Source organism: Legionella longbeachae, from assembly GCF_004283175.1.
Lineage (GTDB): Bacteria > Pseudomonadota > Gammaproteobacteria > Legionellales > Legionellaceae > Legionella > Legionella longbeachae.
This window is the reverse complement of the sequence record NZ_RXNW01000007.1, coordinates 75,012-101,956: the sequence shown is the minus strand read 5'-3', so window position 1 is coordinate 101,956 and position 26,945 is coordinate 75,012. Positions and strand designations below refer to the sequence as shown.

The following is a 26,945-nucleotide window of genomic DNA, read 5'->3' as shown; positions in this document are numbered from 1 at the left end:
GTTCACATCAAGCTTGTCAACCAAAATTTTTTAAATGGTAAACACCCAACAATTAATTCATCGAGACTTAAAACATGTTTGGCATCCTTGTGCCCAAATGAAAGACTTTGAAATTTACCCCCCACTGATCGTTGAAAAAGCACAAGGATGTTATCTATATACTGATAAAGGCCCTTTAATAGATGCAATTTCGAGCTGGTGGTGTAAATCTTTAGGGCATGCTCATCCCAATGTAATTGCGTCAATAAACAGACAACTTAATCGGTTTGAACATGTTATTGCGGCTAATACTACACATCCTTTACTGGTTGAATTGGCAGAGGAATTAGCCAATATTACTCATAAACAGCATATATTTTTTGCGAGTGATGGGGCTAGTGCTGTTGAGATCGCTATGAAATTAGCCATTCATGCAAATCAAATCAAAGGGTTTTCAAACAAGAATCAATTCATCGCCTTAAAAAATGGATATCATGGAGAAACACTAGGAACTATGAGTATTAGTGACCTGGGAATCTACAAAGCACCTTATACATCATTTAATTTAATTTGCCATTTTATTGACAACATTCCGTATGTTACAGGGAAAAAGGATCCCTTATGGGCTAATTGTGAAACGCATTGGGCTACTATAGAAAAGCAATTGGAAACCATAGGAGATAATGTCTGTGCACTCATTGTTGAACCAATAATCCAAGGCGCAGGTGGAATGTTGTGCTATAGCCAAGATTTCCTAAAAAAGTTAGCACTATGGGCTAAAAGCAAGGGTATTTATCTTATTACTGACGAAATAATGACTGGTATAGGCCGCACTGGAGAATGGCTTGCTGCCAATCATGCTGAAATCGAAGCAGATATTATTTGCTTGTCTAAGGGATTAACATCAGGATCAATACCTCTAAGTTGCATTATGATCGACCATTCTGTTTTTGAGCTCTTTTATGCGGATTATTCAAGTGGTAAATCATTTTTACATTCACATACTTACAGCGGTAACCCGCTTGCTGTAAGTGCTGCATTAGCAACAATTAAAACAATACATGAGGAAAGAACAATCTCCCATGTCCAAAATATAGGCGAATATATGCTGACAACCCTGACAGAAGTTGCCCAGCTTTCAGGTAAATTAACAAATGTTCGTGGTATAGGGGCTATTGTCGCAGCAGATCTTGAAGATTCCACGCACCATAGAGTTGGGAATAAAGTATATCAACAAGCTATAAATTATGGTGCATTGATAAGGCCAATAGGGAATACACTTTATTGGCTTCCCCCATTAAACACAAGTCACGAAATAATTGGGAAATTAGCGGAAATAACACTAAAATCTATAAAGGGAGCATATGCGATACCTTAAACATGCAAGAATCACTCAAAAATTTGTTATTTTTTATCTATAGACGATTAAAATTGCTATGGATAGCGTTGGCTATTTTTTCCTTTTTCATACTTTCTTATATTAATTGGTATAATAACGATATCAAATCGTCGATTTTAGCATCAAAGGTCGCTAATAAGCTTGCGAATGATATAGACAATTTTATTAACAGCATATTTGAAGATATAAATAAGTTACTTGTAGATAAAAAACTGCATGTCACTAACAAAGAGACGATTATTTCTTCCCTACAGCATATCAATATAAATCATCCCAGAGTTTCCGGAATCGCCATTTGGGATCCTGTTCATCAAATTGTATATTCGACATTGCCTCATAATAAAAGCTTTCTATTAAATATTAACCCAAACCATGTCTTTGTTGGTCCAATAACCTCTACCTGGTTTGTCCATCCCATATATGTGATACAAAGGAAAATTGACCATTTTCAAGCTGAAGTCGTCATTATGTCCTCCATACTTGAAAATATATTAAGCTCTCCAGAATATAGCAGCTATTCAATTGTCTTACATGATGAAAATCGAAAAAAACCAATTATAACAATGGAACAAAAAGAAAAATTCCCGTGGCTGGATAATAAGCTTCTTCAAATTAAATCTCTTTTATTTCCGAAACTAGTAGTTTCTACAAGATTAAATAGCATTAGTGGCATTATAATCACTGTGGTTGAAAATAGGCGAAACATAATCCGTAGTTTTTGGTTCAAGGAAATTTTACTTGCTCTTGATATATTAGTGCTTTCAATTTTGTTATATTTTTTACTCAAACAAATCCTTAACAAATATTACTCGTTACATGGGGCTATCAAGAAGGCAATTAAAAAAGAACAATTTTATCCGGTTTATCAGCCCTTATTTGACGCACGAAATAATGTTTATTCTGGTGCAGAAGTTCTTTTAAGATGGAAATACTATCAAGATACAATCATAATGCCTGATCTTTTTATTCAAGAAGCTGAAGATACAGGCTTAATTATTCCCATAACATTGCAAATTGTTGAAACAGCTTTTAAAGAAACTAAAGAGTTGCTCTATGGCTCCCCTTCATTCCATTTAGCATTCAATTTATGTGCTTATCATTTCACTGATACGCTTTTTTTTGATCAATTTCATAAATTAGTTGATCAATATTCCATTTCCCCTAATCAAATATTATTAGAAATTACAGAACGCTATTTACTTGATGTAAATGACAAATCTTTTATCAAAAAAATGTTAGCGCTTCGAGAAGCAGGCTACTCTCTGGCTATAGATGATTATGGAACAGGACACTCAAGTATTAGCTATTTACAATATTATCCTTTCAATTTTTTAAAAATTGATAAAATATTTATTCAGGCTATAGGCTCAAAGGCAATTACAGAAACTTTGAATGATGCCATTATCAACTTAGCAAAAAAAATAAATTTAACTATTATTGCAGAGGGTGTAGAAACTAAGGAGCAAGTTAATTATTTATTGGAAAATGATGTGCACTTTTTACAAGGATGGCATTTTTCAAAAGCACTTTCAATTGACCAATTAACTGACTTATTAAAAGGAGAAAAAAAATGAATCGGTATATAACTTACTGCTTTCTAATTCTTTGGGGTTCATCTACTTCATGCTTTGCGGTACCTGTAGATCTTAACGGTGATTATTGGCAATGTACAACCCATGATGCGACAAATACCTTTTGGACCTCAAAAAGTACTTATCAAAAAATCGCTCTGAACTTTTCATATGCCAAATGCAAAAAAAATAGCAAAATACCCGCTTCATGTCGCACAAGCAAAGCCAACTGCGAAAACTTCATCGCAGGAGTTAATGTCATGCCTAAGTGGGAATGTACTGCATTTGATAAAGAAGCATTTGTCTGGACAAGTAATCGTTATCGACATCGGGAAGATGCTGCATTAGCCGCCCTGGCATATTGCAAGCAAAAAAGCCCTATACCAGATACATGTTATATTAATTTAATATCATGTATGAATAAGCAGGCACTTTAATAAATGGTTTATTGCGTAGGACTAACAGGTGATATAGCAAGTGGTAAAACCACCGTAGCCACCCTTTTCTCTCAGTTGGGTATAGAAATAATCTCTGCTGACAAAATATCTCGAGAACTTACCCAAAAAGATAAAAACATCTATAAGAAAATAGTCGCCCATTATGGAACTCTAATTCTAAACTCAGATAAAGAGCTAAACCGAAGCCAATTAAGGGAAATTATTTTTTCAAATCCCAAAGAACGTGAGTGGCTAGAACATCTTTTGCATCCACTTATTCGCAAAAAAATTAAAGAAAAGGTAGACAGTTGTTCTACACCCTATTGCGTAGTAGAGATACCTTTGCTTATTACAAAACATAATTATCCATTCATCGATAGAGTATTGCTTATCACCGCACCAATAGAAACTCAACTAGCACGGGTAATGCAACGAGATCAATGCAGTAAGGAGCAGGCACAGGCAATTTTATCAGTTCAGCCTAATATGAACCTACGTCTAAAAAATGCTGATGATGTGGTAGTTAATGATTTGGAAATTGAAGATCTGACAACAACGGTAAACAATTTACATCGTCAGTATCTTCAATTCTCAAAAGCTACCAAATCATAGAGTAACTTTTAAAGATTCATCATCAAGCTCTGGTTTCGATTCATTGCGCAAATTTTGAAGCATTGCCTTGGTATTTTGATAAAAGTCTTTGGGAATTTGGCCATTTCGATTCAGGCACAAATGAACTTTTTTATTGGCTGATTCATTAATTATATTATGTACCTTAGTTAAAGTAGTATCCCATGTTTGCTTATGATCTTGTGCACTTTTAATTTCTTGTAGAATTTTGTTCATTTCTTTAGGTACAGTATTGTCAACTCCGCTATTACTTGAAATTTTTACTGAGCTGAAAAAATTACTATTCCATTTAGTATGCATAATATCTTTTTGAATGTCTTTTAAAACCTCTTTTGCAATTGTTTCTTGTGATAATACTTGAACTTGATAAATTTGGAGCTTTTGATTTTTAGAAAATACATCTAATAATTGCTTTTCAAATTCGTCTTTTACTTCTTGACATTCATTAGAGTTTTTTAAACTATTTAAAATTATTTCAGCAGGTATAGTACGAAAAAGAGTTTCATAAAGGTATGCATTGTCTTCAGGTGAATTAGTATCAGCTTTTCTGGGAGCATGGACGAATTTATAGTGCGCAGCCTCTGCATGTTCCTTATATCCAGAATTATCATCAATCAAAATAATATTATCGGGTGCGATATTAAATTTTTTTCCATATAGCTCTAATATAGAATTTTTTGATTGTTCCGTGTTGTTTTCCCGAAGTTGTTTTCCTATTTCGCGGGCAATATCCTCTCCAAGGTAAGGCCTTTTCGATCCAAGAAAATGATTAAGCGCTTGATACATGGTAGATACATAATTTCCATAAAATGGATCATTGTCTGTCATTTGAATACGCTGTGAACCAATGACTGGTAGGATATTGTTTTGATATAAAATATCCAATGTTAATTTTAAAAAATTCTTATTGGGTACGCAGAAGTCTTTTGGATCATCACCCAAATCTAATTCCGGGCTTCGATTATGCCCTGGAAATATATTCTGTGTGGCACCTGCTGAATTTATAGGGCCGTCAACATCAAACACAACAATTTTATTGGGGTTTTTCATGTTTTTCTCCATTGCATTAGTATTCATTTTAACCATGAGGGTCATTTTTAGTCCAATTTGTTAATTTGATTTGTCATATAAGATTTATAAATAATTTATTAAGTTCAAGATATTGATGTTAATAGCACTATATAAATTCCCATTATCAATTCTAGATTCACGGAAAATGAATTATCCCCTGACAGCCTGAGTGATAGAGTGCTTTGATTTCAAATTGAGATATAAGATAAATTTTGATTTTTGATCAGTTACAAGTGACTGGACAAGGTAAAAGAAACAAGCTTGAAAAAACTATGAAACAATGGCCCAAAACATGATTCTAAAATCAATTACCCTGGATCAAGAGTATCAAGATAGCCATGTGTGATGAGAATTGGAAGGAATCTTATTTAACAAAAAATTTGTAACCGATATTTTAGGTATTTCCTATTATTAGAGAGACTAGCAGAAATTTTTCCTAAATGGTTTTACAAGAAATGATGACGTATCATCGCGATTATCTCTTGATTGGCTTCAGGGAAATTTTTAGGGTTCAACTCCTGAAGGCTAACCCATTTCATCCCTAACTGATTTTCCCTACACAAGGGTTCACCAGAAAAATGGGTTACCAGAAAAACGATCAATGTTACCGTCTTATCTGGATACTGATGCTTTATTTCACCTAATAGCTGATATTGATGCACATCCAGATCAACTTCCTCCTTGATTTCTCTAATCAATGCAAATTCTGAAGATTCATTTTCTTCTAATTTACCCCCTGGAAACTCCCAACATCCTCCATGGGAAGCATGCATAGGACGTTGGGTTATCAGGAATCGTTGTTGTTTATCAATAATAACTGCTACTGCAACCGTTATTTTCACACTAAACTTCCATGACAAGCTTTAAATTTCTTACCAGATCCACAAGGACAGGGATCATTTCGTCCAATTTTTTTCTCATGGCGCTTATAAGTTTGAGTTTTATCATTTTCTTCATCAGCATCACTAAAGTCACTGTGTTGCAAGCTCATTTTACTCACTTGTTCTGCACGTCGTTGCTCTTCAACCGCATTGACATCTGCGGCAGTCTGAACCTCCACAGAAGAAATGAGTCTAATTACATCATACTTTAAATTATCAAGCATTGTAGAAAATAAAGTAAACGCCTCTTTTTTATACTCTTGTTTTGGATCTTTTTGTGCATAACCGCGCAAATGGATACCTTGGCGTAATTGATCCATTGCAGCAAGGTGCTCACGCCATTGGTTGTCCAGGGTTTGCAAAATAACAGACTTTTCAAACTGAGATATTGTCTCTCTACCTGCCTGGCTCACTTTTTCAATATAGTGTTTTTCTGCTAAATCAAGGATTTTTTCCTTGATTTGTTCAGGTTGAATATGATGATCTTCCTCAATCCATTCAATTACAGGAATTTTAAGTTTAAATTCATCTGCTAAAACATCACTTAAAGCCTTGGGATCCCATTGATCTTCTAAACTTTGTGGCGGAATATAGGTATCAACGAGATTAGAGATCACTTCTTCTCTCATCATCTTCACTGTCTCTTCTGTATCTGTCATTTCCATGATTGAAGCACGCTGGGTATAAATGACTTGTCGTTGATCATTAGCCACATTGTCATAATCTAAAAGCTGTTTTCTTACATCAAAATGATGTCCTTCAAGTTTACGTTGCGCATTCTCAATTGCCTTTGTTACTAAACTATGTTCAATAGGTTCTCCGGGCTGCATTCCTAATCGTCGCATCATTGAAGCAACACGTTCAGAAGCAAATATTCGCATTAAATTATCTTCAAGTGACAAGTAAAAACGGCTGCTTCCTACATCACCTTGACGGCCCGAACGACCTCTTAGCTGGTTATCAATTCGGCGTGACTCATGCCGTTCAGATCCAATGATCCTTAATCCACCTGCCGCAATAACCTCATCATGACGTTGCGTCCATAATTTCTTTACTGCCTCTTTTTCTTCCTCAGTTGCAGATTCTGGTAATTGAGCTAAATCAGCTGCTAAACTTCCGCCTAAAACAATATCTGTTCCCCGGCCAGCCATATTTGTTGCAATAGTAACAGTGCCTGGACGGCCTGCCTCAGCAATGATTTGTGCCTCTTTTTCATGAAACTTAGCATTCAAAACTTGATGTTTGACATTTTGCTTTTTTAACAGTTGGCTCAAAAATTCTGAGGCCTCAATAGACACCGTGCCCACCAAAACAGGCTGCTTACGTGCAACACACTCACGAATATCAGTAATAACCGCTTGAAATTTATCTTTTTGGGTTAAATAAACCAAATCAGGTTCATCTTTTCGTATCATTGGTTTATTTGTTGGAATTACCACTACATCAAGATTATAGATCTGTTGTAGTTCATAAGCTTCTGTATCTGCTGTTCCAGTCATTCCCGATAACTTATTATACATTCGGAAGAAATTCTGGAATGTAATAGAGGCAAGCGTTTGGTTTTCATTTTGAATAGCAACATTTTCTTTTGCCTCAACAGCCTGATGTAGTCCCTCAGACCATCTTCGACCTGGCATTGTTCGACCAGTATGCTCATCCACAATGATGACCTGGTTGTCTTTAACAATATAGTCGATGTCACGATGAAACATAGCATGAGCTTTTAATGCTGCATTAACATGATGCATTAGCATAATATTGCTCGCATGATATAAGCTCTCACCATGATCCAGCAATTTTGCTTTAACAAGTAACTCCTCTATGTGTTGGTGGCCTGTGTCGGTAAGATGAGCTTGTTTTTGCTTTTCATCAACCGTATAGTCCCCCTCCCCACCTTCTTCCTGTTTTTTTAAATGAGGAATTAAGGTATTAATTTTAATATACAGTTCCGAACTGTCTTCAGCAGCACCAGAAATTATCAACGGGGTGCGCGCCTCATCAATAAGAATTGAATCTACCTCGTCTATTATCGCAAAATTAAGTTCTCTTTGTACTTTATCTTCAAGACTAAATGCCATATTGTCACGCAAATAATCAAAGCCATATTCATTATTGGTTCCATAAACAATGTCGCATCGATAGGCCTCTTGTTTTGCAGCATGAGGCATGTCCGGATAAATAACTCCTACAGATAGACCTAAAAACTCAAATATAGGTTTCATCCATTGGCTGTCGCGTTTGGCAAGATAATCATTAACCGTGACTATATGAACACCTTTTCCAGAAATCGCGTTTAAATATGCAGGAAGTGTAGCAACCAATGTTTTTCCTTCCCCTGTTCGCATTTCAGCAACATTACCTTCATGCAACACCATGCCACCAATTAACTGCACATCAAAATGACGCAATCCCAAAGTTCGTACCGAGACTTCTCTTACAGTAGCAAAAGCTTCCGCCAACAATTCATCAAGGGTTTCTCCCTCAGCAAAACGTGCTTTAAAATGCTGGGTTTTTGCAGCTAACTCAACATCGGTTAAGGTTTGCATTTGCGCTTCAAACGCATTAATTGCCATTACTGCTTTTTCCATACGCCGTAATGTACGCTCATTTCGGCTTCCAAACATTTTCTTAATCAACGCATTCAGCATGGCCTAAATAATCCTCTGGAGATTTCAAATAACAAATTTGTTAATGTACTAAAAATTCGAAAAAAATACTATGAATACCTTTAATTTAAGTGAATATTGGATGTTTATTTTCAATTTCTAACAAGTACTGGCTTAATTGTTCAAACAAGTAGATATTCTTAGTTTGCAAAATTTCCATTAATTTTCTTTTCCACTGGCTCGCCCCAGGTAAGCCAAAACCTAGATTAAATATAGGTTTAATCAGTAAACTAAGAGAAACCCCTTTATAGAACTCATCAAGCAAGTATTCTAAATAATCATTAAATATTTGACTACGAGATCTTTTAGTGATTTCAGGATAGAGCCCATGATGCACTGTTGCGATCTGAAAAGGATTATCACAAGCCAATCGCCCTAACATCACCCCATCGACATAATTGAGATGCTCATTGATTTCGTTTAAATTCAATATATTACCATTAATAACAATAGGGATATCGGGAATTTCTTTCTTTAAGCGATAGACATAATCATAATGAACTGGTGGAATGGTTCTATTTTGCTTTGGGTTTAAGCCTTGCAACCACGCTTTACGTGCATGCACAATTATTTTTTGTGCACCTGCCTCAACTAATTGATGTACAAAATTACTAAAAAACTCATAACTGTCTTGGTGGTCTACTCCTATCCTGGTCTTTGCGGTAACAGGTATATTTACTGCCTCTCTCATGGCACGAATACAATCCCCTACCTTTTCTGGTTCTTTCATTAAACAGGCACCAAAATTTCCAGCCTGGACTTTATCACTGGGACAACCTAAATTAATGTTTATTTCATCGTACCCTTCTTGCTCCGCTCTTCTAGCACACTGAGCTAGAAGATTTGGCTCAGAACCACCTAATTGCAATGCGAGAGGATGCTCCTTTCTATTAAATTGTAATGACCGGATAGGATTATTGCATACAGCCCCTGTAGTTTGCATTTCTGTATACAAAAGCGCATTAGGCGCCAATATACGCATAAACACGCGAAAATGACTGTATGTCCAATCAATCATCGGGGCTATTGCTATGGGAGAAAATAAAATCTGTGACACTTTTATATTTAATTAAAAACCATGATTATAACCGATCTTTCAATTTGGTACAAAATTAGAATGGGGGTCATCATTTTGGTTTCGGAGATTAATAGATTGCTTAAGTCTCAGCAATTTAAATTGCATTTTTAGATTTCTAGAGAATATATCTAAATTTTAATAAACCCTAAAGTGTGTCATAGAGTTTATTAATTAGTTGAAATAACACTAGTATTAGTAATTTTCATATTGCATATAGATATTTCAAATTGGATTAAATTTAACAACAATGATTTAATCTATTTAATTCATAAAATGTAAATTGAGACACATCATGCATTCTGAAGACGAGGACACACTCACCACTAACCCAGAAAACTTTGAGAACACCTCATCCCCTAAATTACCTGATGGCAATTACACATCAAGAACCACAAAACGTGAACCTAATAATACGAATATTTTTGATGGGAAAACGGTCAATAACTTTGAGCTATTAAGGTCATATGCTGAAAACATACTAAAAAATTTCCTCAAAGAGAGGATGGGTGAGTTAGAATTAACAGATTTGGAAGCGAAAATCCAAGAATTAGAAAAATCAATCGAAATAGAGAAGGAGCCTTCTAATAAAAATACTTTAGAAGCAAATTTGAATTTATTAAAAGATCTCAACAAAGTCACTGGGCTCTCTACAATCATGATTCCCAATGAGGATGGCACTCCATCCCAATACTGTATTTTGCGTGACACTACTGGTGGCGTTACTGAAAAACATTCCCTAATAAAAATGGACGATACGATAACTCAATTGTTAAATCTAAAGAGCGATCAAGAAATCGACGCATCTTCCTACCTGGCTAATAGAAATAAATATAAATTAAACACTCAAGGTATTCTTAAATTACCCAAGCATGGTAAAACGACTGAAGTCCAACGAGAAGCCATCGCCTTAAACATATCACGAATCCTGGGATTTACTACAACGGAATCGACAATGGTCGAACATAATGGGAAAGCCGCTCTTTTTATTCCTTTTGACAAAATACTGCTCTTGAATGAATTTGCTGAAGGTGAAGCACAGCGAGTGATTCTTCCCAGTTCCTTAAAAGGGATCACTAAAATTGGCGATGAATACCTACACTACTCAACCATAGTACCAGTTGGGAATCGTTTAAATCCGGAACAAACGATTAAGGATTCCGGCCATGCCATGGCCTTTTCATATCTATGTAATGACACCGATTTTATTGGTATGAATAATCAAAACAAAGCGATAAATGACAAAAACGAACTTTATATATTTGACCAGGTTGTGATGTCAAAAGAAAAGATGTCTTTTGACACACGCTTAAACCTGGTTCCCATCGGGCTTGGCCGACATTCGCGCCATAACCAGGGCAGAAACCGTAGTATTATTGAAGATTCTTCGTTTGACACCAAATTTGATGGAGTTTCCCGATTATTACTAAGCAAAAATGATATCGATTCTATGCTGGATAATTTCCTGCAAAGCCATTCGCAAAAAATATCTCAAATAAAAAACTCTATTAATGCAATTACTGCAATTACTTCAATGAGTAATGCATACTTTTCCAAAGACAATCCTGAGTTAATTCGCTTAAAAAATCAGCTAAAAGAGGTAGAAATTTTAAAAAATGATGCCTTGGCTGTAAAGAAAACTATAAATCAACGTATGAAAAACTTATTTGCTAACTTTCCGACTTTGGATGGTAAAGCAATGAACGCAGAGCTGTTCTTAAGACATAATCGCATTTTAAAAGATTGTTTAAGTCTTGAAAAATTAGTCAATAAACCCGTGTTGTTCACCGATGATGGTAGACCTTATAGGCATCCATGGACTTATAGAAATACCAACAAAATTAGTTCTATTAATATCCTGGATGAGAAAGTGCGTATCAAATTTACTTCATTAGATCCAATTCTATTGAATGATATTTTAAAAAGCACAGGTGTCCCGCAAGACAGTTATGAACTAAAGGATAGTTTAATTATTCCAATTGCAGAACTAAATAAAATTAATGAAAATTGTATATTTCCAGAACGAAGTCCATTTGAGATGCAAACAGACTATCTCGATAGCAGTAGCTTAAAACGAAACTTATCCGGTTATAGGGATGAAAAGCAAAAAATGCTAATTTCTCGAATTATGGATTATCAAACTCAAATAAGTAAAAAAGATAATGGTACCAAAGATGTTGTTAGGTTTATGGACTCCATGTTGCGAGATCTTAACACATTTTCACAGTTTGCAAATAAAGGTATGGTAAAACAAGTAGAACTGGATCCGCAATTGGATATGCAACAAAAATTACGAAAGATAATTTACGATACAAATCCACAACTGATAGAGAAACTGCAAAGCGCCTTTGAGGCATCAGTCAAATTAGATCGCCTGAATGAATTCAACGATGTTTTGAAATCCTATGTCTATTGCCATTGTAAAAGTAAAGAGTTGTTCGAACAGTACCTGGATAAATGCATCGAACATGGCGATCATGCTATAAACTACAAACAGGCTAAAAGCGAAGCAGATACGATGTATCAGGAATCAGTCAGTGTGTCTCATGATTTTAGAAAGCAACATGAATTAGGAAAAATTTCAACAGTAACAACGATGAGAGAAAATACTATTTATACAAACTTACTAGTAGACTCACCAAGTGAAGATTGGGATAATGTTGATGTACCTCATATAAGAGAAAGCAATAAAATTGATGAAGCAATAATTTTTAAAAATTCTAAAGAAAGATTCCAGAACGTTACACATACCAGAACTCTCAAAGTAGAACCCGAAGTTGAACCTACAGCTTTAGTAGTAAAACCCTAGGTGAAAAAATCTGAGAGAGTAACTAGTTCTTCATGAGTTGCTTTCTTATCCAATGCCTGGTGCATTATCTAAAGTAAATTTCACTTTTTTAATAGGGAAATTAATCGATGAACTCTTTACAACTTGAGGTTATCTTAAAAAATTTCAGTGAGGCTCCTAACAAAAAAATGTGTGCAACTCTGGACTTAACCCTGCGTAGTTTATCCCTTACAACACTTAACGACTTTTGCCTGCAAAATGAAACGATTAGAACTCTATTAGGACACCCCGATTTCCAGTATTTTTGGCAGGAAAAGATGGCGGGCATTAAGGTCAAGGGGTTACCGGATTTTAAATTCAAGACTACTGCAAGCCTTACCCCTATGGAAATAACCCTGGGTTATTTTAATTACCTGCAGTCACTAAGATATCCTGACGAAGCAACAAAGTTTATACATCAAGCTTTATCTTTCCATTCTTTTCACGCTTTGGAAGCATTTTCTCAGGAACTAATCATTAACATTGATCTTAATAATGAAAAAATCTGTTCATTGATGAGATCAACAATTTCCTTTTTTGAACAAGAAGCAGCATGGCATGGCACTCCTGCCTATCTTCTAGTAGCCAAATTATACTTCAGATGGGCACTTGCCCTTACTGATATAAAAAATGAGCTCGTTCCGATGGCTTATCAAATGACACTAAAAAATATCGAATTGGCGAAGATATTGGAAATTGAATCGGCTAATGATCTAAACAATGCCTATTTTGGGCTAAGCCTGGCAAAGAATAATCCCTTTTATTTATCTTCTATAGAAGACATTCGTGCCGCCTGTATCCAACAAGCAGGAGACTATCTTGAGATAACCGATATTACCAAGGCAACCCATTCAACACATTTACAAAAAATATTCAGAATGAAAACAAAAATGCCTAACCTTGCGGCTTTACCAGAACTTCATCAGGCGATTTTAAATGATTTAGTTCATACTTTAAGAGCGGTATTTAAACAGAATGAATTGGAAAGCAAAAACTCCTGGGGGGAAACCGCCCTACTCTTCGCTATACGACACAACAAAATAGATAGCATCCGCTGTTTATTGTCCCTTGGCGCAGACTGTACCCAAACTGATTCTCAGGGAGTTAGTGCATTAAGGCTCGCTTTGGAAACGGAGCAATTGGGGATAGCAAGGTTATTACTCAATGAAGCACCCCAATTAATAGAACAACAAGATATCTTCTTAATCGCAAAAAAAGGACCTAGCAAAACTTTAGATGCATTGAAGAAAATACCTACAGAAAACGAACTGAAAACACTGGAGCAAGCCTTTCTAAAAAATAATAACCAAACCATTCAGAAATTACTAGAGAAAGGACTGAGTCCCAATATCATTCTTTCCTCGGGAAAAACAGGCTTAGCGCAGCTATTCCTAACAGGAAATAATGAAGGTATTGAATTATTATTGAAATACGGTACATCACTCTCCCTTCAAGATGCACAAGGTGAAACAATTATATTTTCTCTTATGAATATACTTTCATCTAAAACTAAGAATAGTACTATTAAATATTATTTCCATTCTTTTATTACCCTGGGCGCAGATATTAATGTTCAAAATAACATGGGAGAAACATTACTTATACAGGCCGTAAAACGTGATGACATAGAAGCTGTTTCTTTTTTATTACAGCAGGATCATGTTGATTTAAAGAAACAAACTAAAGAAGGCCTTTCGGCTTTGGATTATGCAAAAAAACTCCAGTACCATTCCCTGATTTCTCTTTTGAGTATACAAAAAGAAAAAAACGTTCAACAAAAACAGCCAGACATATATAGCGCAGCTTACAACATTAAGACCTTTTGGGGCTTAAGAACTAATTCATCCCCCAGAAACAAAGATGCATCCTGTGCAATAAAAACCATCTTGATTAAATAAGGCGCACCACCATCCCGAGTGAATGGAATAAGTCGCTCATTAATGGTCGGATATACGTATGCAAATACTTCTCTTTTCACTAGTTAATTACTTGCAAAAACGGATAAGTCCATATACGTAGGGTGGGGGGATGAATTCTCAACACGCCTTAGTACAACAGGAAACTACTTAAGAAATTTATGTATTGCATTAATCCTTAATATCCAAGAATATATAAGACTGGTGCTAACATCTTGCTTCTTTATAAAATTCATTGCTACAGAATGTCTCTTGCACTGGTGTTTTTCAATTTTTTATCAACATTTTTTTATACAATCTGATATTAGCTTTATCGTCACCAGGATTTTGTGAACATATTAACAAGGATGCATATGAAAAACGCAAAATTATTACAACGTCGTCTATTTGTGTTGGATATCGATGAAAATCTCGCAAGCATTCAATTAGATGAAGATGAACCGCATAATTTGTCAAAAAGTGCCGAACGAAGCCTAAGCCAAAGCAGTTCAGGCATAATCAATCAACCAGATTTGATTCCTGGATTATTATGGACAAAAGCAACAGCATTTAGAAGACAGGAATGGAAAAGATTTTTTGAAGAAATTATTAAAATCAATGAACGCTATAAAAAACAATCAAATGATGATATTCCATTGATTTCTATTATTTTTTTGACGAATGCCTCTTATGACGGCGAAAAATTTATTAACAATGTTTTTAAACATTTTTTTGGAGAAAAAATTACGAGCCATTTAGTTCCGGATCTTAGTGGATTTTATAATAGGCAGAGTCAATTACAAGAAATTAAATATCTTGATAAAAGTGATTACCTGGAATACTTGTTCCCTCACTTACAAAATAAATTTGCCCTTATCAATCGCTCGCAAATCACATTGATTGATGATTCGCAAATAAATATTTATGGTGTTAAAGAATATGGTTTTTCTGCAATTCATCATCCTTCTAATCCAAACCAGAGGCCCTCTTTTTTTACTTTTACCGCACATGGTGCCGCGGTGTTTGAACAGATGCATCGAATGCTTAAAGGTGCAGATGATTTTGTCGCGGAGCAAAAATGTACTCTAATACATCGATAAAAAAGTTTATTAAATAACGTGAATTCGAGCTCAGAAAAAGAAACATTAACCACGGGAAGGACTTGGGAAACGTTAATGCTTTAGATATGCTTCTGTTAAGCCTTAGCGACAATATTAGCGTATGTTTAGTCCATCGGCAGCCCTAAACAAGACAAGATAGAATCAGGTATCTCATGTTAAGCACAAAAATCATATATGATTTTAAAAGTATTCTGAAGTCAAATATCAGATAACACTCTCAGGATGATTGACACCATTCATTGCCTGAATTAACAATTGTAAACGTGTGCGCCCTTGAAAAAAATTAATATCCAATTTATATGCGGCATGAATATACTTCACTCGGTGATTTGGCCAGGATTTTAGATCTATATTAAAAGCAATCGCATCTACTTGTTGCTTACTTTGCGTTTCAATTAAGGTCATTTTTAAATGATTTTTTCCTACTAAACGCTGCTCAAGCACCTCAAAAATATTATCAAAAACTGGTTCAGCAAATTGTTGTCCCCATGGCCCAGCCTGTTGTATTAACTGAGCGATCTCAAGAGTCAATTCATTAGGCTGCAATGGGCCATCAGTGAGTATTTCGCCTTCACATTGAGATAAATCAATATGTCGTCCCACTTCCAAAACAAATGCCGCACGAAAAGCCTTAAGAGAGTCGGGATGAATACTTAAACCAGCCGCCATAGCATGCCCACCGAACTTTTTAATGAGCCCAGGATAATCCTTATCAATTGCAGCGAGTACATCTCTAATATTTAAATCTGAAATAGAACGTGCTGATCCTTTTAATTCATCATCACTTACTGCGGCAAAAGCAATAACTGGACGGTGATAGCGCTCTTTCATCCGTCCGGCCAAAATACCAATCACTCCTTGATGCCAGGTTTTATCAAAAAGACATAAGGCAATAGGTAAATGAGTACTGTTATAATCAGCATCAAGAGCAAGTTTTTCCAAAACAAGCAACGCTTGCTCTTTCATTTCTATTTCAATTTGTTTTCTTTCTTCATTGAGCTCATCTAATTGCTGGCAATAATTTCTTGCTTGTTGCTCGTCTGTGCTAATTAAGCATTCTATACCCAAAGCCATGTCATCTAACCTACCAGCAGCATTGAGTCTTGGTGCAATAGCAAACCCTAAATCAGACTCTCTTAATCGTGCATATTCGCGACCGGATACCTCAATCAAGGCTTTTATTCCCACACGCCCAAGACCCTGGCGTATTCTTGCCATTCCTTGGTTTACCATAATGCGATTATTTTGATCAAGCCCAACCACATCAGCAACTGTACCTAAAGCAACTAAATCCAAAAAACTTGCCATATTAGGCTCAGCGATATCCATTTTTTGAAACCAGTTGGCATTGACCAAATGTCTGCGAAGAGCCAACATGACATAAAAAATAACCCCTACTCCGGCAATGGATTTACTGGGAAATTGACAACCCGGTTGATTTGGATTCACAATCGCGCAAGCATTAGGAATGCTTTCTGCTGACAAATGATGATCGGTGATTAAAACATCTATGCCTAATTGATTCGCCCGTTCAACCCCTTCAAAACTAGCAATGCCATTATCTACAGTAATAATAAGAGAAGGCTTCCACTTGCTGGCTACATCGACTATTTGAGGAGTTAAACCATAACCAAACTCAAATCTGTTAGGCACTAAATAATCAATAAAACGGGCTCCCATAGCACGTAAAGCAGTAATAGCAAGTGCAGTTGAAGTCGCCCCATCGGCATCAAAATCACCAATAATTATAATACGCTGCTGTTCATGTAACGCCTTTTCCAAACGCAAACACGCGGAATCAATTCCCTTTAACGTATCAAAGGGTAACAAGGCTTGTAATTGTTTATCCAACTGTGATATTTCGGTGATGCCTCTAGAGGCATAAATCCGGTTGAGTACCTCAGGCACATTTGGAATATTGAGTGAGTGTTTGGGTTGCACACGCTGTTTAATAAGCATGGATAATTTTTCTCCACAAATGAACAAGCCAGCCAGCAGAATATTGGATATAAGCAGCATTATTCCAATACCAATGAACTGTCATTTTTTTTAATTCTTCTTGATGCTGTTCACTGAGGATGGAAAACTCAGTGAACAATAAAATTTTATAATCCTTAAGTACTAATGAAGGGTGATACAAACTCACATTTGTCCCACAAATTTTTGCCCAAGGTAAAAATTGTTCGTCAGCACAAATAGCAATTGATTTTTTATTCTCAAGTAGAGCATTTCCCCAAACCCATAGCCCATTGATTAAAGAGTGATTAGGTCTAGACGCAAAAAGCATTTGGCATTCAGTTAAAAACTTTTGCCAATACATTGTATTATCTAATTGTGCTAATTCAGGCATCAATGATTGATTCAATAAATGCCGCACTGGTTTAGAGTGCAATAAATACTTTTTATCATTATAAAACAACCATGTTTCTGGATTATGATAATGAAGAATTTTACCTTCCTCAGCCAGGTATTGCGACAATAATTCGAACCATAATTTAGCCTCGCTTTCTTGAATGTGCAAATCTTTACCACAAACTGTAATCATGGCGTCATTATGAGTTGCTATCCAATGAACGGGGCTCAAAACAAACCACTCACCATCCAGATGATGGTACTGCCTTAACAGATCGGCAAAAGGGGGATTAGACGGATCATAATCAAGGCAACGTAAAAAATTAAGTAGTGCGTTTCCCTCTGAAATTAATAATTTCGCATGCTCTGGTATAGGGTTACATTCGGAATCAATCACTACATACATACTTGTGAGGCCTTAATCAGTCCATCTTTTTTAAATAAAGCTTTTAGATTTCTTAATGCTTGACGCATACGATCTTTATTTTCTATGAGGCCAAAACGAACATAATCATCTCCTTGTTGACCAAAGCCTATTCCAGGTGATACTGCAACATGTGCTTCTTGTAATAAATACTTACTAAATTCAAGTGAACCCATGTGCTTGTAATGAGGAGGAATAGGAGCCCAAACAAACATGGTTGCTTTAGGGCGCTCTACTGTCCAGCCTAGTTCATTTAAGCCATCACAAAGAATATTACGACGTTTTTCGTAAAGATCTCTAATTTCTCGTACACACTCGTCAGAACCCTCTAATGCGGCAATTGCTGCAACTTGAATTGGCGTAAAAGTACCATAATCCAAATAAGATTTAATACGAGTAAGTGCTGCAACAAGTTCTTCATTGCCACATGCAAAGCCAATACGCCAACCCGGCATATTATAAGATTTAGACATTGAATAGGTTTCAATTGCTATATCGACAGCACCAGGAACTTGTAATATTGAAGGTGCTTTGTACCCATCAAATACAATATCTGCATAAGCTAAATCATGAATCACCCAAATTTCATGTTTTTTTGCTAAATTGACTATTTGCTCAAAAAAAGCATAATCGACACAATGAGTGCTTGGATTAGCAGGAAAATTAATCACTAAAGCTTTAGGCTTAGGTAAACTTCTGTTGATTGTGTCTTCCACGGATGCTAAAAATTGAGTTTCGTTTATGAGTGGAATTTGTTTTACATTAGCTCCAGCAATAATAAATCCATAAGTATGAATAGGGTATGCGGGATCAGGCACTAAAATCGTATCACCAGGGCCACTAATCGCCAGTGCCAAATGAGCTAATCCTTCTTTTGAGCCAATGGTTGCCAGTATCTGAGTTTCACTATTTAAATGTACATTATAATTACGCTCATACCAGGAAGCCATTGCTCGCCTTAACCTCGGAATTCCCTTAGACATAGAGTACCGGTGAGTGTCTGGTCGTTGCACTGCTTCAATCAATTTGTTCACTATATGGGGGGGTGTTGGCTGATCAGGGTTACCCATTCCAAAATCAATGATATCCTCTCCACGCGCTCGGGCTTCTGTTTTTAATTGTGTTAGTGTGTTAAAAACATAGGGGGGTAAGCGGTTAATTCGTGGAAATTGATTCATAATATCTACCTCTGTAGTATACTCACAACTACTATAACTCAATCAAACTTCCAAAACTATGAATATCAATCTAGAAGAATCCGAGCTACATACAGTGCAAGCTTATAGTAATAATAAAATTCAGATTAATTCCATTACTTATGCGAAAAGTCTCATTGTTTCCAAAACAGAAATCATCAGTGAACTACTCATTAAAAGTATCCAGGAAATTGATGAAGTCTACATGAACTTATTAACGCAATTCAAACCGGAAATTATAATCATTGGCCATGAAAATACCGGAAAACTGCCGCCTTTGTCAATTATGAAGCAACTTGCACAACAACGAATTGGAATTGAATCTATGTCAATCGGTGCAGCCTGTCGCACGTACAATGTTTTATTAAGCGAACATAGGGCTGTTGTTGCAGGTTTTATTTTTTGAATACAAGCCTTGAACAATTAATTGTAGTTCGGTTTACTGCTTCGATAATGCTCCTATAACCATTCTGCAAAATCGATGGTCGTTTTTTTTCCAACATGATCATAATTTTTTTCAATCCAAATGCTTGCTTCCTGTCTCCCTAAGTCACGCATAGCTACTAAAAACTCCCAATCAGGAGTATAAACAGTTGATAAGGGAAAATCACGTAAGTCTTCATCAGCTCGGATACAATGCATAAATATTTTTTTATAGTCCTTTTCATATTCTTTTTTTAACTGCCCTTTAGTGATTAAACTACTCACAAAAGCTACTGCTCGCATTTCACGCATTAAAGAAGAGTTAAACGATACTTCCCTGACCCGAGAATCAATTTCTGCAGGAGTTTTTGGAATATGGTTACGAACAATTGGGACTGTATGAAAAATCAGGATATCTCTACAGCTTGTTTGATAAATTAAAGGGAAAATGGCTGGGTTACCCAAATAACCACCATCCCAATAAAACTCTCCATCGATTTCGATTGATTGATACAATTGGGGTAAACATGCAGAAGCCAAAAGAGTATCTATGGATAATTCATTATTGTCAAAAATACGGATTTTACCAGTTTGAACATTAGTAGCGCATATAAAAAGTTTAATAGCACTTTTAGTTTTGATTTGCCCTACATCAATTATTCTTTCTAAAACATTTCGAATGGGATGAAAATTAAATGGATTAAATTGATAAGGGGAAAAAAGGCTCGCGATTGAATTAAATAAATAAAAATTAAGGGGTGCCCTTATAAAAGGTTCTATAAAGAAATCGAAAGGAGATTTTGCTGTGATGCCAAACAGCTTCCCATAGTCACTCATCGCATGCCAAAAATCATGCAATGATTGCCTGGCCCCCTCTTCTTTTCCCTGCAAAAAACCATATGCAAGGACAGCTGCATTCATACTGCCAGCACTTGTGGCTGAAATACCTTCTATTGTAAACAACTTTGATTCAAGAAATTTATCTAATAAACCCCAGGTAAATGCACCATGAGCACCACCACCTTGCAGGGCAAGATTTATTTTTTTTCTTTTAGGCATTTCAATCTCCCTATCAAAAGCATACAGTCCTCTCAGTCCTAGCGTTTAGAGCTAATGATTCGATTAAGGACTGAGAGCACTGCCATTGAGTTAAGGAATCTATATTTATTCTTTCGTCCAATAGCTTTGTAATCGGATCCAGAATCAACTACTCCTGTACAAGCAGCGTGATGTCGATTTGAGGTACCCTTCAGTCAATGCAGCGAACGAAATTCGCTCTTCTTAATTTGTTAACCTATCTCAAATAATCCTCTACGACTGTACCATAAGGTAAAGTTAAATCCGTAATAAAATGGACTACTGATACAATTTTCTTAACGGGTAACTCTGCAATAGGAGCTAATGCATGAGGGTGCAACTCCAGACTACCAGGCCCGGTCCAGGCACCTTTAACCGTTACATCTTCTAAATAAGTTTTAGTCAATTGATTCACTTCTGGGGTACCATCAACACCTGGTATATTTTTTAAAAGAAAGGTAGGTTTCTTTAATGAATCTAATACGGTTTTTTTATCAATTTCATGATGTTTGTATCCCATAGTTGCTGTAGCAATGCGCAAACTGCCATAATCTAACAAACCAATAAGAACATCCTCCTCAACAAACAATTTGGGTTTCGCTAATTTTTTAGGAAATCCCCAAATTTCTCGGCCACCCGCAATAGGTGCATGACAATCAAGAAACATTGATATAGTGAAGCCTCCTTCTTCTCCTTTATAGCGGACAGGAATCACTTGACCCGATTCTGTATAATCCCCAAAGCCTGTCGAATCCGGCATCCTGATAAATTCAAACTTAACAAAAGGATCAAGGAGTTCTAGACCAGGGGGCAGAATATCTTCAAGCAATTCGGGAAAGGTTTCATAGGTAATAATAAAAAACTCGCGGTTAATAAATCGGTAAGGCCCTGCAGGATATGTTCTAATCCAACGTGGCGCAGGCATTTCAAACTCATTGACCATCTTTGACTTTTTCATTGATTTCTTCCTTTAATGTTTATTCCCTATCAACAGTATAATGCTAACTCAAATATTTTTTATTATTTAATTCAACATTTAGGAAAACTTCTCCTCTCTTTTCAGACTCATTAAGTTTAGTTTAATTTAATTCAGAACATAATTGCACTGATGGTAATCCCTGTTTTGAAGAAGAGTTTATCAATTGTTGTTTTTCAATTCTATATAAAAACATTATCACATCATGTTTACAAATTCTTAATGCAGGAATTTTTTTATATATGCATTGCTTCAGATTTTCTTGCTATTAAGTAATCATTTATTTTTAACTTATTTGATTTATAAAATAGCGCCATTTAGAATTAAAAATATAGGTGCATCCAGGGAGTGAATTGATGTTTCTAATGAATAAACAATATCTTAGGGATATGACATGAATAAGCGTAAGCTACAAAATACTGCTGTGATTTCAGCAGCTCTGAGTGCCTCGCTTCTTTCTATCTACACTAATACCGACTGGTTTTCCGCAAAACATGAACATGTAGAACTTGAAAGATGTTATGAAATAGTACGTGCAGGTAAAAATGATTGTGCAACCTCGAAACACTCTTGTGCATCACAAGCAATAAAAAATAATGATCCCGAAGAGTTTATCATGTTACCGAAAGGATTATGTGAACGAATCCTTGGAGGTAAGAGTGCTTAGATATGAGCAGCTACCAGCCCGTGTTAAAAACGAGATACAAGTACAACAATATCAAAGTGAGTTACTGGTAGGAGGAGTACAATTAGGCGTAGTAGTAGTTTTGATAATTATTAACTGCTTCACCCCGGTAGGCTATACCCCTAATGCTCCAGTTCATTCCGCTTCATTAGGTTTATCACTCTTTGCTGTCTTAATAGTAACAAGGTTATGGTTTGCCTACACCAATCAATTAACTCATTTAGTGCTTGGATTATCAATAATAATAGAAATGCTCTTATTGCTTTTTATTATTTGGACCTATTACTTGCAATACCAAACATCACCAACAATTAATTTGAAAAATACCCATATTAACTATGTTTACATTTTAATTACTCTACGTGCTCTGCGTTTTGAACCAGAATGGGTACTACTTTCTGGTTTAACTGCAGTGATAGGCTGGAGCATCATTGTTTGGCAAACTTTGGCAAGTACAGGAATGAAGGTGATTACTTGGGATTATGTTACCTACGCCTCTACACGAAGTGTTTATTTAGGTTCCGTCTTTGACGTACTTTTATCAATTTTATTAGTTACTATTATCCTTTTTTTAGTGCTAGAGCGCGCCAAAAAAACACTATTCCAGGCAGTGGAACAAACCAGCGCAGCAAAAGATTTAGCACGTTTTTTTGATACAGGTGTTGTGAAAAAAATAACCTGTTCTGACTCTTTATTGCAAGCTGGTTACGGCGAAATCCGACAAGCAGCTATAATGTTTACGGATATGCGAGGTTTTACTAAAGCATCAAATACCTTATCACCCAGCGGTTTAATTAAGTTACTTGGAGAATATCAGCGTATTCTTGTGCCTATTATCCAAAAACATAATGGAAGTATTGATAAATTTATGGGTGATGGAATTATGGCAAGCTTTGGTGCAGTCACCTCTTCCCATACTTATGCAGCAGATGCGCTAAAAGCAGCGGATGAGATACTCTCTGTGTTGTCTTCATGGAATGAAAAAAGACAAAATGAAAAAGAAATCATTATTGATGTTGGTATAGGGCTTGCAGTAGGTGAAATTGTTTTTGGAGTTATAGGAAATGCAGATAGACTTGAATATACCGTGATTGGAGAGACAGCAAACTTAGCTGCAAAATTGGAAAAGCATAATAAAATAGAACATTCAAAAGGATTAACCACGGCATTTTCTTTAATGGAGGCTTTAAAGCAAGGCTATATCAAACAAGAAGAAATAGTTGAACTTAAAGCACGAATTGTGGCAGGAGTGGATCATCCTATGGATTTAGTGGTTCTTGGGAAGTAGAAATTAAAAAGTATCCACTCCAATTATCCCCAGGAAGAATAACTCTAAAACGGCACATTCTGATATTGGCTGGGGACTGTACAAACATCACCATCTGGTTGAAAACGTGTTGGCACGACTGTAACATTTTTGATCCATTGCTACAAGGCATGACAAGTTGAGGCGGAATGATGCGTCAATGCTTGCCATGGCCTGCTCCTCTATTGGGCCGCCCATGTAATCAGGGCTACTGAAGTTTAGTCCAACATGACTCAAACAAGGAAACACGATGCGGTCCTTTTATGTTTATCTTATGGCAAGCAGGCAATGGTACACTGGATACCGGTTCAACGTCAGATTTAATGAAACGAGTCTGGAAGCATACAAAGAATAGGGTTCCTGGATTTACAGCCCAGTACAATGTACACCTATTGGTTTATTATGTGGTTCATGATGCCTATGTAGAAGCTGCCCGATGTGACAAACGCTTCAAAAATTAGTGCAGACAATGGAAGTTAAATTGAATTGAGGAGCTTAATCCAGAATGGCGTGATCTAGATGAAGAAATCTGCTATTGATTAAGAACGCCGCGAACAAGTCCTGCACGTAGGTTGTGGGGATAAATTGTCAACTCGACTTAGGTATTAGAAGTACACTTTATTTTCCACAGCAAGTGATTTTCTTTAATGAATTGCAATGCACCAGGTAAATTAAAATCAGGATTTGCTTCATAAACAGCTTCATATGCATGAGTTAATGAAAAACCATTTTGAAGGGATATAAAAAAACGAAACATGTCTTGAGAGATCCAGTGAATAGTCACACGTTGATATTGCCTCGAAATAACAATATAGCATTCGACTGACCTCAAATGAATATTTTGTTTTTCTTCTGGCCTTTCAATCAAGTCCATAATCTCTTTTAATGAATAAGGTGACGAAAATAAGTAAACAGATGGATTAAAAATTAAGTATATTTTTTCTGGAAATTCTAACTTTTTTGACCATTTTAAAGGGTGGATGACTCTAAAATTTGGAGCTCGATAACTCATGTGCTTCAACCACTCCACTTCAGCTATGTCAGGCAAATAAATAAGGTGCCTAATCGGCTCAACATTTTGTAAAAACCGAGGAAAATCTGCCCCCCAATCATCAAGACAGTTAGTTTTAGGCATGTTTTCTTCCTCTCGACAAAAAATAGCTGCTAAATTATCCGCACATTCTTTCCCGACTAATTTCCAAACAGCTGGAAAGGTTATTTCTAAAGCATGATATAGAGTCTGAAAGATATTATTTCTGTATATATTTAATCGAAATCCAGGAGCTATTGTGCTTTCACAAATATTTTTCATAAATTCAATCTCATTTGGATTGAATATTGTTGTCGCAAAATCATCCTGTATTTGTTTCATCGTTGACATAATAGGTTGACTTTTTTGCCTCATTCAATAAAACCTCCAAAGCAGGTATACTCCTATCCCATTCCAACAATGTCGGAACAATACCTGTATACCTTATAGCATAACGGTATAAATCCCAAACCTCTTGGCAGACATAGTTATCATGTGTATCTAAAAGCAAGCTATTATTATCTTGTGTATATACTGAATGCCCTGTCAAATGAATTTCTTTGATTGCATTTTTGGGAAGAACTTGAATGTATTGATGAGGTTCCCAATTATGATTAAAACAAGAAACAAAAAGGTTATTTAAATCCAATAAAATGTGCACACCTGTACGTTTGACTAATTCTGCTAAAAACTCAGCCTCTGAATAAGATGAATTTCGATACTCAAAATAAGAAGAAGGATTTTCAATTAACAAAGTTCGTTGCAAATAGTTTTGAGCTGCATCAATATTATTAACAATGGCTATTAAATTTTCTTCATTATAGGGAACTGGCAATAAATCGGGAAGGTAAAACTTTCCTGTGTTACTCCATGATAAATGATCCGAAAGCAATACAGGTTCAAATTTATTGATTAGCTTTTTAATTCTTTTTAAATGATTTTTACAGATGCCCTGAACAGATCCCAAGGACAATCCAACACCATGAAAACTTATAGGATAAAGCTCCCGAATCAAAAATAGAATATCATGCAGCGGCCCACCATGAATCATAAAATTCTCTGTATGAACCTCCAACCAATCAATGTTAGGCTTTTCCTTAAGAACCTGATAATAGTGAGGTTCCCTCAAACCAATACCTATTTGATCACCGTTTATTCGCATTAGTTTTAAATATTGGGTTTCTTGATTAATTAAAATAACCGTTCTATATTTCCATTACTATAAATTATATTTTAAACAAAGAGTTATAAGTCAATCATTTATATAAATATATTGCCAGCATCAAAAAAATTACGTGATTAAAAGGAAATAATATCATGAGCATTAAAACTATTATAGCGAAGTCTTTTATGTCTACGGGATTAGCTTTATTATTACCAGTAGCAGCGAATGCAACTGTTCCTCAATGGGAAATTGTCCCTAATGAAAGTCAATTAACCTTCACTGCTACTCAAAACGGTGCTCCTGTGACAGGCCAATTTAAAACCTTTACGGGGACTATTTTAGTTGACCCTAACGACTTAAATCACAGCAGCATAGACATTATTGTTGATATTAACTCAATAAGCGCTTCTTATTCTGAGCTAAAGAGTACTTTACTTACCCCTGATTGGTTTAACCCCAAGGTTTTTCCAAAAGCTGAATTTAAATCAACCCAAATTGAAAAAACTGGAGATAATACATACAAGGCGGTAGGTACGCTCACTATTCGTGATAAAACTGAGCCAGTAACTTTGAATTTTACTGGAGATCAATCTGACCCTAATAAGGGAATTGTTACGGGGAGTACGGTCATTAAAAGGACTCAATTTGGCGTTGGTCAGGGCGACTGGTCAAAAACCAATGAAATAAAAGATGAAGTTACAGTAAACTTTAAAGTAGTTGGTGTTAAAAAATAAAACTCTATGTTGTCGTCCTCGCACA

Annotated in this window: 22 protein-coding genes and 2 pseudogenes; 13 read left to right on the top strand and 11 right to left on the bottom strand. The window is 35.8% G+C overall.

Annotation, left to right across the window (positions count from 1 at the left end):
• The first annotated feature begins 34 nt into the window (after nucleotides 1-34).
• The 4 genes from bioA (at nucleotide 35) to coaE (ending at nucleotide 3,998) form a co-directional block, all read left to right on the top strand.
• The gene (bioA, locus tag EKG34_RS08630; RefSeq protein WP_003637046.1) at nucleotides 35-1,357 is read left to right on the top strand and encodes an adenosylmethionine--8-amino-7-oxononanoate transaminase; all 1,323 of its coding nucleotides are present in this window, start codon (nucleotides 35-37) and stop codon (nucleotides 1,355-1,357) included.
• Between the two features lie 68 nt (nucleotides 1,358-1,425).
• Nucleotides 1,426-2,952, top strand: coding sequence for an EAL domain-containing protein (locus tag EKG34_RS08625; RefSeq protein ID WP_223800022.1), 1,527 nt, complete (start codon nucleotides 1,426-1,428; stop codon nucleotides 2,950-2,952).
• Complete coding sequence (locus EKG34_RS08620; RefSeq protein WP_003637044.1) at nucleotides 2,949-3,386, top strand: hypothetical protein; 438 nt, start codon at nucleotides 2,949-2,951, stop codon at nucleotides 3,384-3,386. The genes EKG34_RS08625 and EKG34_RS08620 overlap by 4 nt, the downstream gene beginning before the upstream one ends.
• Nucleotides 3,387-3,389: 3 nt before the next feature.
• Complete coding sequence (coaE, locus tag EKG34_RS08615; RefSeq protein WP_003637043.1) at nucleotides 3,390-3,998, top strand: dephospho-CoA kinase; 609 nt, start codon at nucleotides 3,390-3,392, stop codon at nucleotides 3,996-3,998.
• On the opposite strand, the gene EKG34_RS08610 is transcribed toward coaE, so the two are convergent.
• The 4 genes from EKG34_RS08610 to dusA all read right to left on the bottom strand — a co-directional run bounded on the left by EKG34_RS08610 (nucleotide 3,993) and on the right by dusA (nucleotide 9,691).
• Nucleotides 3,993-4,958, bottom strand: coding sequence for a hypothetical protein (locus tag EKG34_RS08610; protein ID WP_125461274.1), 966 nt, complete (start codon nucleotides 4,956-4,958; stop codon nucleotides 3,993-3,995). The genes coaE and EKG34_RS08610 overlap by 6 nt on opposite strands.
• A 575-nt stretch (nucleotides 4,959-5,533) precedes the next feature.
• Nucleotides 5,534-5,929, bottom strand: coding sequence for an 8-oxo-dGTP diphosphatase MutT (gene mutT, locus EKG34_RS08605; protein WP_003637040.1), 396 nt, complete (start codon nucleotides 5,927-5,929; stop codon nucleotides 5,534-5,536).
• Nucleotides 5,926-8,616 carry a preprotein translocase subunit SecA gene (gene secA, locus EKG34_RS08600; protein ID WP_003637039.1) on the bottom strand — a complete coding sequence of 897 codons (2,691 nt, stop codon included), beginning with the start codon at nucleotides 8,614-8,616 and terminating at the stop codon, nucleotides 5,926-5,928. Before secA ends, mutT begins: the two co-directional genes overlap by 4 nt.
• 85 nt (nucleotides 8,617-8,701) lie before the next feature.
• A complete protein-coding gene (gene dusA / locus EKG34_RS08595; RefSeq protein WP_012979127.1) occupies nucleotides 8,702-9,691 on the bottom strand; it encodes a tRNA dihydrouridine(20/20a) synthase DusA in 990 nt (329 codons plus the stop codon).
• A 313-nt stretch (nucleotides 9,692-10,004) separates the two neighbouring features.
• Here dusA and EKG34_RS08590 point away from each other — a divergent pair, with 313 nt between their 5' ends.
• The 3 genes from EKG34_RS08590 (at nucleotide 10,005) to EKG34_RS08580 (ending at nucleotide 15,531) form a co-directional block, all read left to right on the top strand.
• Complete coding sequence (locus tag EKG34_RS08590; RefSeq protein ID WP_003637036.1) at nucleotides 10,005-12,518, top strand: hypothetical protein; 2,514 nt, start codon at nucleotides 10,005-10,007, stop codon at nucleotides 12,516-12,518.
• Between the two features lie 107 nt (nucleotides 12,519-12,625).
• Nucleotides 12,626-14,434, top strand: coding sequence for a DUF5630 domain-containing protein (locus tag EKG34_RS08585; protein ID WP_003637035.1), 1,809 nt, complete (start codon nucleotides 12,626-12,628; stop codon nucleotides 14,432-14,434).
• Nucleotides 14,435-14,805: 371 nt separating this feature from the next.
• A complete protein-coding gene (locus EKG34_RS08580; protein ID WP_003637034.1) occupies nucleotides 14,806-15,531 on the top strand; it encodes a hypothetical protein in 726 nt (241 codons plus the stop codon).
• Nucleotides 15,532-15,756: 225 nt separating this feature from the next.
• On the opposite strand, the gene recJ is transcribed toward EKG34_RS08580, so the two are convergent.
• The 3 genes from recJ to alaC are packed head-to-tail and all read right to left on the bottom strand — an operon-like array spanning nucleotide 15,757 to nucleotide 19,506.
• Nucleotides 15,757-17,511, bottom strand: coding sequence for a single-stranded-DNA-specific exonuclease RecJ (recJ, locus tag EKG34_RS08575; protein WP_003637033.1), 1,755 nt, complete (start codon nucleotides 17,509-17,511; stop codon nucleotides 15,757-15,759).
• Nucleotides 17,501-18,310, bottom strand: a complete 810-nt coding sequence (locus EKG34_RS08570) for a hypothetical protein (protein ID WP_003637032.1) — start codon at nucleotides 18,308-18,310, stop codon at nucleotides 17,501-17,503. Before EKG34_RS08570 ends, recJ begins: the two co-directional genes overlap by 11 nt.
• Complete coding sequence (gene alaC / locus EKG34_RS08565) at nucleotides 18,301-19,506, bottom strand: alanine transaminase (RefSeq protein WP_003637031.1); 1,206 nt, start codon at nucleotides 19,504-19,506, stop codon at nucleotides 18,301-18,303. Before alaC ends, EKG34_RS08570 begins: the two co-directional genes overlap by 10 nt.
• Nucleotides 19,507-19,564: 58 nt before the next feature.
• Here alaC and EKG34_RS08560 point away from each other — a divergent pair, with 58 nt between their 5' ends.
• A complete protein-coding gene (locus tag EKG34_RS08560; RefSeq protein WP_003637030.1) occupies nucleotides 19,565-19,930 on the top strand; it encodes an Mth938-like domain-containing protein in 366 nt (121 codons plus the stop codon).
• A 53-nt stretch (nucleotides 19,931-19,983) separates the two neighbouring features.
• Here EKG34_RS08560 and EKG34_RS08555 read toward each other — a convergent pair whose 3' ends face one another.
• On the bottom strand, nucleotides 19,984-21,006 hold the full coding sequence (locus EKG34_RS08555; protein ID WP_003637028.1) for a patatin-like phospholipase family protein: 1,023 nt from the start codon (nucleotides 21,004-21,006) through the stop codon (nucleotides 19,984-19,986).
• 235 nt (nucleotides 21,007-21,241) lie between these two features.
• Complete coding sequence (locus tag EKG34_RS08550) at nucleotides 21,242-21,982, bottom strand: acetoacetate decarboxylase (protein WP_003637027.1); 741 nt, start codon at nucleotides 21,980-21,982, stop codon at nucleotides 21,242-21,244.
• 412 nt (nucleotides 21,983-22,394) lie between these two features.
• Here EKG34_RS08550 and EKG34_RS08545 point away from each other — a divergent pair, with 412 nt between their 5' ends.
• The 4 genes and pseudogenes from EKG34_RS08545 to EKG34_RS08535 all read left to right on the top strand — a co-directional run bounded on the left by EKG34_RS08545 (nucleotide 22,395) and on the right by EKG34_RS08535 (nucleotide 24,476).
• Nucleotides 22,395-22,667: a BufA1 family periplasmic bufferin-type metallophore gene (locus EKG34_RS08545; protein ID WP_003637025.1), complete on the top strand. Its 273-nt coding sequence runs from the start codon at nucleotides 22,395-22,397 to the stop codon at nucleotides 22,665-22,667.
• On the top strand, nucleotides 22,660-23,973 hold the full coding sequence (locus EKG34_RS08540) for an adenylate/guanylate cyclase domain-containing protein (protein WP_003637024.1): 1,314 nt from the start codon (nucleotides 22,660-22,662) through the stop codon (nucleotides 23,971-23,973). The genes EKG34_RS08545 and EKG34_RS08540 overlap by 8 nt, the downstream gene beginning before the upstream one ends.
• Before the next feature lie 7 nt (nucleotides 23,974-23,980).
• Nucleotides 23,981-24,193: pseudogene (locus EKG34_RS18590) on the top strand (IS5/IS1182 family transposase); the annotation flags it as partial.
• A gap of 48 nt (nucleotides 24,194-24,241) precedes the next feature.
• Nucleotides 24,242-24,476: pseudogene (locus EKG34_RS08535) on the top strand (GIY-YIG nuclease family protein).
• A 113-nt stretch (nucleotides 24,477-24,589) separates the two neighbouring features.
• Here the strand turns inward: EKG34_RS08535 and EKG34_RS08530 are convergent.
• Together EKG34_RS08530 and bufB are read right to left on the bottom strand one after the other, a co-directional pair.
• Nucleotides 24,590-25,303: an HvfC/BufC N-terminal domain-containing protein gene (locus EKG34_RS08530; protein ID WP_003637022.1), complete on the bottom strand. Its 714-nt coding sequence runs from the start codon at nucleotides 25,301-25,303 to the stop codon at nucleotides 24,590-24,592.
• A 40-nt stretch (nucleotides 25,304-25,343) separates the two neighbouring features.
• Complete coding sequence (gene bufB, locus EKG34_RS08525) at nucleotides 25,344-26,183, bottom strand: MNIO family bufferin maturase (protein WP_003637021.1); 840 nt, start codon at nucleotides 26,181-26,183, stop codon at nucleotides 25,344-25,346.
• A gap of 155 nt (nucleotides 26,184-26,338) precedes the next feature.
• Here bufB and EKG34_RS08520 point away from each other — a divergent pair, with 155 nt between their 5' ends.
• Entirely contained in the window at nucleotides 26,339-26,920 is a 582-nt protein-coding gene (locus EKG34_RS08520; protein ID WP_003637020.1) for a YceI family protein, read from the top strand.
• The last annotated feature ends 25 nt before the right edge of the window (nucleotides 26,921-26,945 follow it).